This window comes from Shewanella sp. HL-SH2, assembly GCF_051164935.1.
Taxonomy (GTDB): Bacteria; Pseudomonadota; Gammaproteobacteria; order Enterobacterales; family Shewanellaceae; genus Shewanella; species Shewanella glacialimarina.
Genome location: NZ_CP195035.1, coordinates 405,349 through 418,445, shown reverse-complemented (window position 1 = coordinate 418,445; position 13,097 = coordinate 405,349). Strand labels below are relative to the sequence as shown.

Here is a 13,097-nt window from a genome sequence, read left to right as displayed (position 1 = left end):
AACCGCATGATGCGGTAAGAGATTGGTGGAGAATAACAGTGTCTGAAAGGCTATTTATCCGATTAGGTAAAACAGCAGATCACCCATGTTCATGGTTAGTGTGGTCTGAGCAGGAGCAAGAAATCATTGCTTCAGGCGAATTACCCGATGCGCTCAGTCTTAACAGCTTAACAGCTCGTGTGGGTAATCGACCTGTTGATGTGTTAGTGCCAGCAGCAAGCATGACGTTAACTAAAATAGCGGTACCTGAAAAAGGCCAACGTCAAGCGCTTAAGGCGTTGCCATTTATGCTGGAAGAGTCCATTGCCAGTGATGTAGATAACATGCATTTTGTGGTAGGAACCCGCCATGGTGACAATGTTAATGTGGTCGCGGTTGAGCATCAACAAATGCAATTATGGCTAACATGGTTAATGGATGCAGGTTTAAAAGCAAAACGCATTGTACCAGATTGCTTAGCCTTACCCCTTGAGCAATGTCGCTGGGCTATTATGAGCTTTGGTGATGAGTATTTATTGCGAACAGGCGAAGGTGCTGGTGTCAGTTTGCCTAAGGCCTGGACTGACTTAGCATTGCCAAAGTTAGTCGCAGAGGCGCAAAAAAGTGCCGCTATCGAGCAGAGCATTGATGTTGCTTGTTATAGTGAAGGAATAACCTTTAACGCTAACCATATAACGCTGTCACCTAAGCCGCTTGAACTCCCTATGATGGTATTGGCCAAAGGTATTTTGAATGCCCCGGTTAACCTATTATCAGGTGCATATAAGCCCAAGCGTGAATACAGTAAACACCTTATGTTATGGCGTAATGCTGCGATTATGATGGTAGCTGTTTTGGTATTGGCGCTCGTTAATAAAGGTTTGGCAATTTCTCAATTAAATCATCAGACAGCGGCAATGAAAATTCAAAGTGAGGCGATATTTAAGTCTGTAGCGCCAAGCATTAATCGTATTGTGGATATTCGCTCCCAAATCAATAGCCAGTTGCGCAGTATGCAAGGTCAAGGTGGTGGAGTGGCATTTTTTGAAATGTTAGATGGGTTGAAGCCCGCATTTTCCAGTGTACCTCAACTTAAACCCACCTCATTGCGTTTTGATGCAAACCGTAATGAATTAAGGATGCAGGTTGTTGCTGACAATTATGCCCAGTTAGATAAATTTAAAGACATTGTCAGCAAAGACTTCCAGCTCGATGGCGGTGCAATGAACAGTAATGAAGACAGTGTTACCAGCACACTAACCTTGAGGAGCAAATAAGATGGATAATTTGCGTATTTGGTGGCAAGGCTTAGTGCATCGAGAGCAACAACTAGTTGGTTTTTGTAGTGTGATTGTGGTGATTGGTATTTTGTATTGGGGAGTATGGTCGCCTATTTCAAATGCTCAACAAACAGCCGAGCGTAATTATAATGCTGAGCTGCAAAACTTAAATTATGTGAAGCAAACAGCCAATAAGATAGCTGGCCTTGAAAAAGCCGGAGCGAAAGTTCAAGCTAGCGGCAGTTTAAGCTCGATTGTGAACCAAACTGCCAGCCAATATAATTTAGAGATAACTCGAATGCAGCCACAGGATAATAAAATTCAACTGTGGATGGACGAAGTGCCATTTGACTCGCTGTTAGACTATTTACATAATTTGGTTGATCAAAAAGGTTTAACGTTAGATAGCGTCGATTTATCAGATTCAGATACGGCGGGTTTTGTTAATGTCAGACGTATTCAGTTGTCTCAGTAAGGAATGTTTGTGAAATTATTTGTCAAAATTGGCATTGCTGTAGTGGTGTATTTGATTTTTTTGATTGTATATTTACCTGCCAGTCTGTTAGTGAGCGTAGCGCCATTACCGAATAATATTCAGTTTTCGGGTGTGGACGGTACTTTATGGGATGGTAAAGCCGATCTGGTGCGTATTGATCAACGCCAATTAGAACAGGTGAGTTGGCAGTTGAGTCCGTGGGCATTGTTTATTGGCCGTGCAGATATTGATTTTAAAATCGGTACGCGGGCAACGGCTGTCAGCAGTAAAGGCAGTATCAGATACTCTTTTTCCGGTTTGCAGGTAGAAAATTTACGCTTTGATGCGCCCAATAGTTTTATTGTTGCGGGAGCACGCTTGCCGTTTAGAGCGCAACTAAATGGCGACATCAGCTTAATGGTAGAGAAGCTAGAGCAGGGTCTGCCCTGGTGTGAGCAGCTTAAAGGTAAGTTGTTTTTAAACAGTACCCATGTCATTAATCAATTTGGCGAATATCCATTGGGTAATATTGCTTTAGGTCTGAACTGTCTTGATGGTCAAGTGCAATTAACTACCGACGAGCAATTGAATCAATTAGGTTTGGTGGGCACTATTACTTTGGCTGAAAATAACTTGGTTAAAGTCAGTGCTAAAATAAAACCTACAGCGGCTCAGCCAAAAGATTTAACCGAAGCTTTAGCATTTTTGGGTAGACAAGATAGCCAAGGATATTATCCGATTAACTATCAAGGTGCTATCCCGGGTTTATAAGTGTCAGCGAGTGCTGAGCGTTCGAGTATTGATTATGATAGGGCGCACTAGCGCCCTTTTTTCATCAGTGAGGTTATGGATAATTGCGCCATTACTACCTTGGGCTAGCGTTATAGATGTTGGCCTGCAAGTAAGTCATCTAATAAATGATGGTAATCATCAATTGCCGGAAAATCATTAAATAGCTTATGGCCTTTTTGGCTGTCAGGATTTTTTATGCCTAGCTGAAACCCTATGCCCGCCTTTTTCGATGCGGCTAAAATCGGTTCACTGTCATCAATAAATAAACATCTGGCGGGATCTAGCTGATATTTTTCAATCGCCGTCAACCAGAACTGCGGATGCTCTTTAGGGTAACCCGTTTCATGACTTGATAACATTGCATCTAAACCCTGTGCCAGTTCAGTATGCTCAAGTTTTAACGCTAAACTTTTAGGGTGGGCATTGGTGAATAAGATACGTTTTTTATTCATAGCACCCAATGCCATAAGAAAAGGCATGCTGTCTTGACGCATTTGAATGCGTTCAACAAGTGAATAATGCAGAGTGAGAATATCCAGCTCAAGCTGCTGCTGCCAATAATCTAAACAATACCAATCTAATGTGCCAGTCACTTTGTGGTAAGCGTTTTCGACTAATTGCTTGGCCGCATCAAGGCTAATTTGTCTTTGTTGGCTTAATTGCTGCGGCACTAAAGTAAGCCAAAAATGGTTATCAAAGTGTAAATCCAGCAAGGTGCCGTCCATGTCGAGTAACACTGTATCTATATTATTCCAGTTAAACATCAATAAATCCTTTGCAGATAAAAAGTTTAGCCATCACTTGTCATTCTTCCTTTATATACTAGTCTCAACAAGCGTGCTGAATGTTTAAGCGTCACTTTGATAAGGGTATAAATTCATTATCTTAGCTAATGTGATTCAACGCAATTTAACAAATTTAACAGCATGTAGTGACAATAGTTCAGAGTTAAATTCGGACCTTACTTAAAAATGCAGGGTGACCTCATGTGAATAAACACTATTTTCAAGGTGTTTTTTGACATTGTGCAGCTTAACGTTAGTCAGTGGTACGGCATTACAAGGGGCTGTATCGATAGAATCTAACCAGCTTCGTTATACACCTAAACAGGGGTTTGAAGGGGTGGATACACTGAGCTATTTGATAAGTGATGGTGCTGGCGGCGAAGCCTCAGGGCAGGTGTTAGTGACCATTAAAGCTTATCAGGAAGTTGTTATCGATAATCAATCCGGTGGTGGTAGCTTATCCTTGTACGGATTGGTGCTACTTGCTTTTGGTGGTTTAGTGCGTCGAGGTAAATGGCTGGCGGTAGCAATCAGCAGCGTGTTATTGACTGGTGTGACAGCGCAAGCTAATGCAGCAGAAGCCAACAGCTGGTATCTAGATGGGTTTGTTGGACAAGCGTATGCTGATAGCAAGATACAAAATTGGCAATATCCAAACGATACTGAAGTCACTGATGTTGATGATAGCGATACTGCATTGGGTTTGAGTGCGGGTTATCAATGGAACAATTTTCTTGCTGTTGAGTTAGGTTATTCTGACTTTGGTAGCGGCACTGCACAACTTAAAGGCAGCACCTTAAGCCCTGAGGCATATCAACAGGCATTGAAATCGGTTACGCCGATACTGGCTGATGGTATAACTCTAGGACTGCGTTTTACTTTAGTTGAGCATCAGGATTGGCGTCTTGAAGTGCCGGTTGGTTTATTTAGATGGAATGCCGATATTGCCAGCCAGATGAATAATAGCAGCTTAACCACAACGCTTAGTGGTACCGATTGGTATGCCGGTATGCAGTTTAGTTATCAAATGACAGAATCTTGGTCTTTAGGGCTGGGGTATCAATATGTTGATATTGAGCCAAATGATATTTTAACTGGCCAGCTCAGTTTACGTTATCATTTTTAAAGGGTTGTAGAAGTGAAAAAGGAGCTAATTAGCTCCTTTTTTATTGAGTTTGAATCCCAAAAGTAGCGCTATGAATCATCTTTAATGACTAAAACATAGAAACTTGTTTTAAGAAGACTGTAAATTCCGGTTGTAGATTACGCTTAGGGTAGTAATATTGTCGCTTGTCTTATTTCATTCGTCACATGAGGTTGCAATGACACAGCGGCATAGTAAGCCGGAAATCTTGCACACAGAGATTGTCGCTAAAAGTCGGCTATTTCAAATTGAGCAAGTTCATCTTAAGTTTTCCAATGGTGTTGAGCGCCAGTATGAGCGAATGAAGGGCGGAAGCCGTGGCGCTGTCATGGTGGTGCCTATTCATCAAGGTCAGTTGTTGCTCGCAAAAGAGTATGCCGCTGGAACGGATAATTATGAATTAGGTTTTCCTAAAGGGCTTATTGATCCTGGTGAAGAGGCTATTGAGGCTGCTAATCGTGAATTACAAGAAGAAATAGGTTTTGCCAGTAAAAAATTAACCCATCTAAAAACGCTGTCACTGGCACCGGGGTACTTCTCTAGCAAGATGCATATTTTTGTTGCTGAGCAATTGTATGCCAGTGAACTCGAAGGTGATGAACCTGAACCGATTATTGTGGTGCCCTGGGCACTAGATGATTGGCAAGCATTGTTAGATAACCCCGACTTTTCTGAATCTCGAAGTGTAAGCGCACTTTTTTTAGCTAAACAGTTTTTAGCGAAGTAATTTCTAGCTAAATAACTGCTTGTTTCGCCGTATGAGTCATACAGAGGTAAGTGCCATTCACTTACCCAGTAAAGTATTATCCTCGCACTTTGGCTAAAGTTAGCTAAAGTTAGTTTTAATCAGTAATACATGCTTATTTCCAGCAACTGGAGTTGTAATGAAGCCTGAAGCCATCATCGAACAAGCAATTGAAATTGCTATCGAAGCAGGGAATGCTATTCGTAAAATCTACCAGTCAGGTGATTTTAAACGAGAGATAAAATCTGATAATACCCCTGTAACGTCTGCCGACTTGGCCGCCCATGACATAATTTGTTCACGTCTTGCTAAGCTGACACCGGACATTCCTATTCTCAGTGAAGAAGATGCTGATATCCCTTTGTCTGTCAGACAAAACTGGTCAAAGTATTGGTTAGTCGATCCGCTTGATGGTACTGGTGAATTTATTGCTGGTAGTGGTGATTTCTCGGTGATTATTGCCCTTGTTGAACATAATCGTCCCATCATGGGAATTGTTTATGTGCCAATGACCGACGTATGTTATTACGCTATTGCAGGGTTAGGTGCCTATAAACGTAGCCCCGAAGGTGAAGTACGTATTACTAGCACTCAATTAGCGCTATCAGAGCAAAATCATCTGCGAATAGCGGTTAGCCGCCGACAAGACCCCCAAAAGGTACTTAAATTATTTAGCCATCCCAAAGACTGCGAGTTAGTGGTGTTAGGTGGCGCAGCATTGAAAAGTTGCTTAGTTGCTGAAGGCCAGGCAGATTGTTATATCCGTTTGGGCCCAACAGGTGAGTGGGATACAGGTGCAGCACAAATTATTGTCGAAGAAGCGGGTGGAGCCTTGGTTGATATCCACTTGCACCCAATGACTTACAATGAGCGAGACACACTAGAGAATCCAAATTTTATTGTCGTAGGTACCGAAAATCTTCCATGGAATGTCATGTTACTTAATGCTGAGTAACTGGCCATAGCATATTATTAAATCCATATTGTGTTATTTTTATAATCCTGAATAATGTAGCCGCAATGTTATTGTGAACATTATTCAAGGAATTAGAAAATTAAATGAAACAGAACAGAATATTAACCAGTGCGTTTTCGGCATCAGTGATTATGATGCTTTCTGCTTGTGGCGGCAGTGATGGCGGTGGCGATATAAGTATATCGCCAAGTAAACGATTAACTGTCGATTTATTGTCAGAAGCATCTCAGTGTAGCTTTACCCAACCCTTAGCGGGTGCCGATATTATTGTTCATCGTCAAGATGGCAGTATCTTAAGTCAGTCGAAAAGTCCTTCCAGCGGTAAAGTCGATATTCTATGGCCTGCAGATGCTAAGCACATCAGTATAGCCGTCGATATCGATGGTGAAATGCTGGTTAATACCGATACTGAGATTACTGGAGGTGATTTAGGTGTTCGCACTTTCTGGCAAAATAGCTTAGATGCGCAATGTGAATGTGAAACATTTAATTTTGACCTCAGTGATGTTAATGCAGTGTATTCAGGTTATACCGCGTTATTTGAACGAAGCGAAAATACCTCAAGATTATTATGTAAGAATGATGGCAAATTTGCGCCAGTTCACGTGACCTTAATGCCGCAACAATCAGGAGTTATTGCTTACTCTGCTATATTAGATGTCAATGGACATGACTCTAGCCAACCTTTCACTGTGTCAAGTAGCCAGTTCGACAACGCTAAGAATGAAGGTGCATTACTCAGTGTGATTGTTAACCCTTATGACCCAGGCAATGTTAGATACACTACGTTTTCAGAAACTGAGTCTGGCCGGGTTAATTGGTTAGCGTGGCAAAATGAGCCTCAGGTTTTTCCGGCGCTTTTAGAGAATAACTTTGTTTCTGTAAGTATGTTTGAGTCATTGGGGGGCAATGAATTTGGTGATGTATCGTATCAGTCAGGTATCCGTAAGAAAGTGACTAATGCTATGTCACAACAGGACTTACATATACCGCTGAATCAATATGAAATGTTAGCGGAAACACAAACTATTTTGGAGGGAATGCTCAATGGTGGTACCTCTAGTTATAACTTTACCAATATAGGATTAGGCAACACACTTTTAGCCGTTAATTTGTACGAATACGGTACGGCTCGTTGGAGTGTAGAGGCTCCGTTAAATGGCGTGATGCCTGAGTTGAGTTTACCGGCGAATATCGAGTCGCGCTTTGAGCAGCTTACGCAACCGCGAATAACGGTATCTATTTATGGTTATCAAAACCATTCCCCCAGCCAGTACCAAGCGTTTCGTCAACAGCGAGCGGAAAAAACCCGTGAAAATTCAGCAATCCGTTCAAGTTTTTTTGATAAGTATACTTATCAATTAATTGATATAAACCTTAATCTTTAATAGCGTAAATCAACAGTGCTTTGTAAGTAAAAATGCCTGAATCATCAGGCATTTTTTATTTGCGTCTATTTTTGCTCATCCAACCATTGGTGCACTTCAGTGGCATTACCTTTAAAAATCACCTTAGTGAGTTTTTTATCCAGTTGGTATTGATACATGGGGTCATAGTATTTGCTGAGTAACTGGCTTATCCAGGCGTAATGACCATCAAGATTATGCTGATTTTGCTGCTGCTTTAATGCTTGTTGAATAAGTCCTTGTAACTCGTCATGTTGTTTTCCGCCTAAGCGTTTACGGATTTTGCTAATACTGTCGACTAAATACACTGCAAACGCGTTAAACCCCTCAACCTCTCCGAATAGAGTGCAATATTGTTGGTGCATATTACTGACATATTCACCATGAAGTCTATCGACTCGAGCATTAAATGCTTCTTCAAGTAATACAATTGGCGCTTGCTGCATGGCTTTAAAAAATGGCTGCGGAATAGCGGTACGGCCAATTAAGAAGCTCTCATCTTCTAACAGCAATTTGGATGATGACTTGACCTGTTGATATTTAAGTAACGCGACCCCTAGATTATTTTCAAAATTAATTTGGCTAGGTTGTGAGCTTATTTGTTTACCAAAACTTGATCCGCGATGATTAGCCAGGCCTTCTAGGTCGATGGTTTCTTTACGCTGATGAATAAACTCAGTTTTACCACTACCGGTACTGCCGCTTAAAATCAAAAAATGGTGATTTGATTCAGCTTGTTCAATAGTACTAATCAGAAAGCTACGTAGTGCCTTGTATCCCCCATAAACATAGGGAATATCAATACCTACATGTTGCAGCCATTGTTGGCTAAGTTGAGAGCGAAGGCCGCCTCGAAAACAATATAAATAACTATGATTATGTTGGTGTACTTGTTCGCACCAGGCATCAATTCGGCTTTGCTTAATATCACCGCTGACCAATTGATGGCCTAGGGTAATGGCGGCTTGTTGCCCCTCCTGTTTATAACAGGTACCCACTAGTTGACGCTCTCTATCATTCATCAAAGGTAAATTAACTGACTCGGGAAAAGCACCTTTATTGAATTCAATTGGCGCGCGAACGTCAATCAGAGGTCGCTTTTCTAGTAACAATCGACCGTATTCACTGGCGGCAATGGTATTACTCATTGAGTAAAGCCACTAGTTGTTCAGGTGTGTTCAATGCATTGCTACTCAATGTCCCAATACAATGTAGGGCAATTTGATGCTCAGCTAATACTTTGTGTAACTCTGCCAGCGCCGATTCATTTACTGCTATCAATAAACCACCACTGGTTTGAGGATCACATAATATTGCCTGCTGGTAATCGGTCAATGATGGTAAATGCGGTGCATAACTTTGATAGTTACGACTTGTTCCTCCTGGAATACAACCTTGGGCAATATAGTTATCGACTTCTGCTAATCTAGGAATGGCATTAAAGTTAAGTGTCGCAGTGAGATTAGCCCCTTGGCAGAGTTCGATTAAATGACCTGCTAAACCAAACCCAGTCACATCTGTTAAGGCATTGACGCCTTTTATTTTAGCGATATCTTGGCCAACTTTATTCAGCTGACACATAGCATCAATCGCAATATGATTATGCTCGGGTTTAAGCTTTTTTTGTTTTTGAGCCGTTGTCAGTACACCAATACCAATAGGTTTGGTCAGATACAGCTTGTCATCAGATTTAGCCGTGCTGTTTTGCTTTAAATCATTGAGTTGTACCTGGCCTGTCACTGCTAAACCAAAAATAGGTTCTGGTGCATCAATACTGTGCCCTCCCGCTAACATAATGCCGGCATCTTTACAGGCCTGGCGTCCGCCATCTATGACTTGTTGAGCCACTTCTGCAGGCAGTTTGTTTACTGGCCAGCCTAAAATAGCTATCGCCATTATTGGGGTTCCGCCCATGGCATAAATATCACTTATTGCGTTCGTCGCTGCAATACGACCAAAGGTAAAAGGGTCGTCGACGATAGGCATAAAGAAGTCAGTAGTACTAATAATCCCAATATCATCATTGAGTTTGTATACCGCAGCATCATCACGCGTGTCATTACCGACCAGGATATTAGGGTCAGTGAATAGCGGTAATTGTGATGACAGTATAGTACTGAGTACTTGGGGGGATATTTTACAACCGCATCCCGCACCGTGGCTGTATTCGGTTAAGCGAATGTCTGGATAATTGGACTTCATAATGAATAACTTAATCTAAGGAAGTGAAGGTCTGTTATAGATTCATTGTGAAAGATAATCTGGTACTTGGGTAGCATTAAATAGAAAAAGCGCATTTGAATTAGTTTTTGCAATTGCTATAGCGTTTTTATACACAGTCAACGGGCTAATAAAAATGCCGCGCCCTTAAAGGGCGCGGCATTAATGTCACTATAAAGCGGCTGTTAATTGGCCGCTAGAATTCAGACTAAAACTACGCGTAAGCAGCCGTCAGGCTTTTCCATTGTCGCTGCTGCTCAAGAAAGCGTTCGCGAAGTTCTTGAACCTGTTCTTTTAAGTGGGTATCAACTAATTGCTTTCGCTTAGCTTCAATCAACGCTTTTTTGGCTTGATAGTATTCCATCAAATGCTGCTTCATAAGTTCATATTCAGCTTGGAAGGTATCAATTATTTCATCGCAATTAGGTAAATGGGCAACTTTATACTGTACACGTTGCAGTTGCATTTTCAGTTTAGCAGCTTCAATACGCTCTTGTGGTACTTTACGTAAGTCGGAGGCTAGTCCAACCCAGTCCATCGTTTTTATTAACCACTTGGTTGGATCGTAATCCCACCATTTAATACCATTACGGTAATCATTTTCAAAAATATGGTGGAAGTTGTGGTAACCCTCACCGTATGTCAGCAAGGCTAAAAAAGCATTGTCGCGAGCGGTGTTTTTGTTTGTGTACGGCTGTTTACCCCAAATATGGGCAAGTGAGTTAATGAAGAAAGTACAATGATGCACTACCACCAATCGTAGCAAGCCAGCCATTAATACCATTGACACTATGTCACCATTTAACCAGCCCAATAAAGCAGGTAAGCCGATATTCATTAAAATAACCAATGCTAAATAGTGTTTGTGTTGCCACACAAGAATCGGATCATTTTGCAAATCGCGGACGTTATTGTAATCACTATAACGACTCGCTTGATATTCACGTAACATCCAACCTATATGGCTGTACCAAAAGCCCAGCTTAGCTGAGTAGGGATCTTTGTCGTTATTATCGACATGTTTATGATGTACACGGTGATCACTACACCAGTGTATAGCACTATTTTGTAATGCTAATGCACCACCTAATGCAAATAATACTCGCATTGCCGGATGCGCTTTGTAGGCTTTATGGGACCAAAGACGATGATAACCAGCGGTGATAGACAAGCCACTGGCATAGGCTAAAACAATGAAGGCAAGCCATTCTACACCATCAAAACCGTGCGCTATACCGCGCCAAGGCACTAATACCACAGCACCAATAAAGGTAATAGCGAACAACAAGGTGTTAAGCCAAATAATAGGAGGTTTTTTCATCTAATCGCTTTCCTGCTAACTTTTAAATATGAGTCTAAACTAATTGAGCGTACATATGTAAGCTAATTTATCCTGTGATCTGTTTTGGGTCAAGCTCAATAGGGCTGTGTTTATACGATAAAAGGGGTATTATCTGTTAATTAATCTTGACTGAGCGATTTTTTAAATGGGTGTAAGAGCACAACAAAAAGAGAAAACCCGCCGTGCATTAGTGGATGCAGCGTTTAATCAATTAAGTGCTGAGCGCAGTTTTTCTAGTTTAAGCTTACGTGAAGTTGCTCGAGAAGCCGGCATCGCACCGACATCTTTTTATCGTCATTTTAAAGATATGAATGAGCTTGGCCTGACTATGGTTGATGAGGGCGGATTAACGCTTAGGCAAATGATGCGTAAAGGTCGTCAACGTGCTGAAGCGGGTGGGAGTGTTATTCGTATTTCAGTTGACACTTTTATGGAAGTCATGGAATCAAACCCCAATGTGTTCCGAATTCTATTACATGAACGTTCAGGAACATCAGCGGCTTTTCGCGCAGCAGTTGAGCGTGAGGTTGAACACTTTATTTCTGAACTAGCCCATTACACCGAAGCACACGCAAATAGACACCCAACACTTGCACGAGCTCAAGCCGAGGCTTTGGTGACTTTAGTGTTCAATGCGGGTGCCAGCGCATTAGACCTAAAGCGAAGTGAGCGAAAATCGCTGGCTGATCAACTGGTGTTGCATTTACGAATGGTGGCGACAGGTGCTGAAGCATTACAACAAAAAATGGACAACCGCAGCTGATAATTCAGTTATATACTTTAATAAAAAGGGCAGATTAACTCTCTGCCCTTTTTATTCATATTGATAAAGCTGCGTTACTTGCGCTCAAGTAGCACACCCGATTCCATATGGTCGGTATATGGGAACTGATCAAATAATGCAAAGCGGGTAATTTTATGGGTAACGCCTAGTACCGTTAAGTTATCTTTTAACGTAATTGGGTTACACGATATATATAAAATACGCTCATAGCCTTGAACCAACTTTAATGTTTCGTCATCAATACCGGCTCTTGGTGGGTCTACAAATATAGTATTGCAATCATAGCTGTCCAAATCGATACCTTCTAAGCGTCTAAAGCTACGTTTTTTGGTCATCGCATCACTAAAGTCTTCTGCAGACATGCGAATAATCTGCACGTTATCGACTTTATTAATTTCAATATTATATTGCGCAGCATCAACTGATGGTTTAGCTAGCTCAGTAGCCAGTACGCGTGAAAAATTTTGCGCCAATGCAATTGTGAAATTGCCATTGCCGCAATAGAGTTCAAGTAAATCACCCTGGCTATTTTGGGTAGCGTTTATTGCCCACTCAAGCATTTTAACTGACACGTTAGCATTAGGCTGGGTAAAGCTATTTTCAATCTGCTTATACTGAAGCATCTTACCGTTCACATTCAGTTTTTCAGTGACAAAATCTTTATCTAAATCGATTTTTTGCTTCCTAGCTCGGCCAATTAAATTAACATTAAATTGTTTGGCGAGTTTAGCCTTCAGTGCCTTAGCATCTTCAAGCCATTGATCATCTAATTGACGGTGATATAACAAAGATACTAAAATCTCACCGCTTAAAGTAGACAGGAAGTCGATCTGAAATAAACGATATCGCAAAGAAGGGCTTGGTTTTAGTTCTTCAATTAAGGCGGCCATCATTTGATTGATCAAAGTACCCGCTGGTAAATATTGATCACAGCGCACTTTAGCATTCAGCGCTTTGTCAAACATGTAGTAATATAAGTCTTCGCCTTCATGCCACATTCTAAATTCGGCGCGCATCCGATAATTAGCAGGTTCAGAAGCGAACACTTCTAATGCTGGTGGGGTAAAATCAGCAAAGGCTTGTTCAAGCTTGTTACGCTTTTGTTCAAGTTGCGTAGCATAGTTATTTGGGTCCATGGCTGCTAAATTCATTTTCTCCACCAAAGGCAA

13 protein-coding genes are annotated in these 13,097 nt (G+C 41.4%); 8 read left to right on the top strand and 5 right to left on the bottom strand.

Features of this window, described 5'->3' with window-relative positions:
• Positions 1–38: 38 nt before the first annotated feature.
• The 3 genes from gspL to ACRWP9_RS01660 are packed head-to-tail and all read left to right on the top strand — an operon-like array spanning position 39 to position 2,505.
• Positions 39–1,256: a type II secretion system protein GspL gene (gene gspL, locus ACRWP9_RS01670; protein WP_434927582.1), complete on the top strand. Its 1,218-nt coding sequence runs from the start codon at positions 39–41 to the stop codon at positions 1,254–1,256.
• Position 1,257: 1 nt separating this feature from the next.
• Positions 1,258–1,734: a type II secretion system protein M gene (locus ACRWP9_RS01665; protein WP_434927581.1), complete on the top strand. Its 477-nt coding sequence runs from the start codon at positions 1,258–1,260 to the stop codon at positions 1,732–1,734.
• Positions 1,735–1,743: 9 nt separating this feature from the next.
• Entirely contained in the window at positions 1,744–2,505 is a 762-nt protein-coding gene (locus tag ACRWP9_RS01660; protein WP_434927580.1) for a type II secretion system protein N, read from the top strand.
• A 110-nt stretch (positions 2,506–2,615) separates the two neighbouring features.
• Here ACRWP9_RS01660 and yrfG read toward each other — a convergent pair whose 3' ends face one another.
• Positions 2,616–3,290, bottom strand: a complete 675-nt coding sequence (gene yrfG, locus ACRWP9_RS01655) for a GMP/IMP nucleotidase (RefSeq protein ID WP_434927579.1) — start codon at positions 3,288–3,290, stop codon at positions 2,616–2,618.
• 253 nt (positions 3,291–3,543) lie between these two features.
• Between yrfG and ACRWP9_RS01650 the strand changes: the two genes are divergently transcribed.
• From ACRWP9_RS01650 to ACRWP9_RS01635, 4 genes are all read left to right on the top strand, one after another.
• Positions 3,544–4,437: an outer membrane beta-barrel protein gene (locus tag ACRWP9_RS01650; protein WP_434927578.1), complete on the top strand. Its 894-nt coding sequence runs from the start codon at positions 3,544–3,546 to the stop codon at positions 4,435–4,437.
• Between the two features lie 196 nt (positions 4,438–4,633).
• Positions 4,634–5,182 carry an ADP compounds hydrolase NudE gene (gene nudE, locus ACRWP9_RS01645; RefSeq protein ID WP_434927577.1) on the top strand — a complete coding sequence of 183 codons (549 nt, stop codon included), beginning with the start codon at positions 4,634–4,636 and terminating at the stop codon, positions 5,180–5,182.
• A 157-nt stretch (positions 5,183–5,339) separates the two neighbouring features.
• Positions 5,340–6,155, top strand: a complete 816-nt coding sequence (cysQ, locus tag ACRWP9_RS01640) for a 3'(2'),5'-bisphosphate nucleotidase CysQ (protein WP_434927576.1) — start codon at positions 5,340–5,342, stop codon at positions 6,153–6,155.
• Positions 6,156–6,259: 104 nt separating this feature from the next.
• On the top strand, positions 6,260–7,564 hold the full coding sequence (locus ACRWP9_RS01635) for a hypothetical protein (RefSeq protein WP_434927575.1): 1,305 nt from the start codon (positions 6,260–6,262) through the stop codon (positions 7,562–7,564).
• A gap of 65 nt (positions 7,565–7,629) precedes the next feature.
• On the opposite strand, the gene mnmH is transcribed toward ACRWP9_RS01635, so the two are convergent.
• The 3 genes from mnmH to ACRWP9_RS01620 form a co-directional block, all read right to left on the bottom strand.
• Positions 7,630–8,730 carry a tRNA 2-selenouridine(34) synthase MnmH gene (gene mnmH, locus ACRWP9_RS01630; protein ID WP_434927574.1) on the bottom strand — a complete coding sequence of 367 codons (1,101 nt, stop codon included), beginning with the start codon at positions 8,728–8,730 and terminating at the stop codon, positions 7,630–7,632.
• The gene (gene selD / locus ACRWP9_RS01625; protein WP_434927573.1) at positions 8,723–9,784 is read right to left on the bottom strand and encodes a selenide, water dikinase SelD; all 1,062 of its coding nucleotides are present in this window, start codon (positions 9,782–9,784) and stop codon (positions 8,723–8,725) included. The genes mnmH and selD overlap by 8 nt, the downstream gene beginning before the upstream one ends.
• A gap of 232 nt (positions 9,785–10,016) precedes the next feature.
• Positions 10,017–11,123 (bottom strand): acyl-CoA desaturase, encoded by a 1,107-nt coding sequence (locus ACRWP9_RS01620; RefSeq protein ID WP_434927572.1) that lies wholly within the window; start codon positions 11,121–11,123, stop codon positions 10,017–10,019.
• Positions 11,124–11,289: 166 nt separating this feature from the next.
• Between ACRWP9_RS01620 and fabR the strand changes: the two genes are divergently transcribed.
• A complete protein-coding gene (gene fabR, locus ACRWP9_RS01615) occupies positions 11,290–11,907 on the top strand; it encodes an HTH-type transcriptional repressor FabR (protein WP_434927571.1) in 618 nt (205 codons plus the stop codon).
• 74 nt (positions 11,908–11,981) lie between these two features.
• Here fabR and trmA read toward each other — a convergent pair whose 3' ends face one another.
• Positions 11,982–13,079: a tRNA (uridine(54)-C5)-methyltransferase TrmA gene (gene trmA, locus ACRWP9_RS01610; RefSeq protein ID WP_434927570.1), complete on the bottom strand. Its 1,098-nt coding sequence runs from the start codon at positions 13,077–13,079 to the stop codon at positions 11,982–11,984.
• Positions 13,080–13,097 lie beyond the last annotated feature (18 nt).

What these genes read in the sequence shown, in the direction of transcription:
- ACRWP9_RS01665 (WP_434927581.1), top strand. Translation starts at nt 1,258, where the DNA reads ATGGATAATTTGCGTATTTGGTGGCAAGGCTTAGTGCATCGAGAGCAA.
- selD (WP_434927573.1), bottom strand. Translation starts at nt 9,784, where the DNA reads ATGAAGTCCAATTATCCAGACATTCGCTTAACCGAATACAGCCACGGT.
- ACRWP9_RS01620 (WP_434927572.1), bottom strand. Translation starts at nt 11,123, where the DNA reads ATGAAAAAACCTCCTATTATTTGGCTTAACACCTTGTTGTTCGCTATT.
- fabR (WP_434927571.1), top strand. Translation starts at nt 11,290, where the DNA reads ATGGGTGTAAGAGCACAACAAAAAGAGAAAACCCGCCGTGCATTAGTG.
- yrfG (WP_434927579.1), bottom strand. Translation starts at nt 3,290, where the DNA reads ATGTTTAACTGGAATAATATAGATACAGTGTTACTCGACATGGACGGC.
- nudE (WP_434927577.1), top strand. Translation starts at nt 4,634, where the DNA reads ATGACACAGCGGCATAGTAAGCCGGAAATCTTGCACACAGAGATTGTC.
- trmA (WP_434927570.1), bottom strand. Translation starts at nt 13,079, where the DNA reads ATGAATTTAGCAGCCATGGACCCAAATAACTATGCTACGCAACTTGAA.
- ACRWP9_RS01635 (WP_434927575.1), top strand. Translation starts at nt 6,260, where the DNA reads ATGAAACAGAACAGAATATTAACCAGTGCGTTTTCGGCATCAGTGATT.
- cysQ (WP_434927576.1), top strand. Translation starts at nt 5,340, where the DNA reads ATGAAGCCTGAAGCCATCATCGAACAAGCAATTGAAATTGCTATCGAA.
- mnmH (WP_434927574.1), bottom strand. Translation starts at nt 8,730, where the DNA reads ATGAGTAATACCATTGCCGCCAGTGAATACGGTCGATTGTTACTAGAA.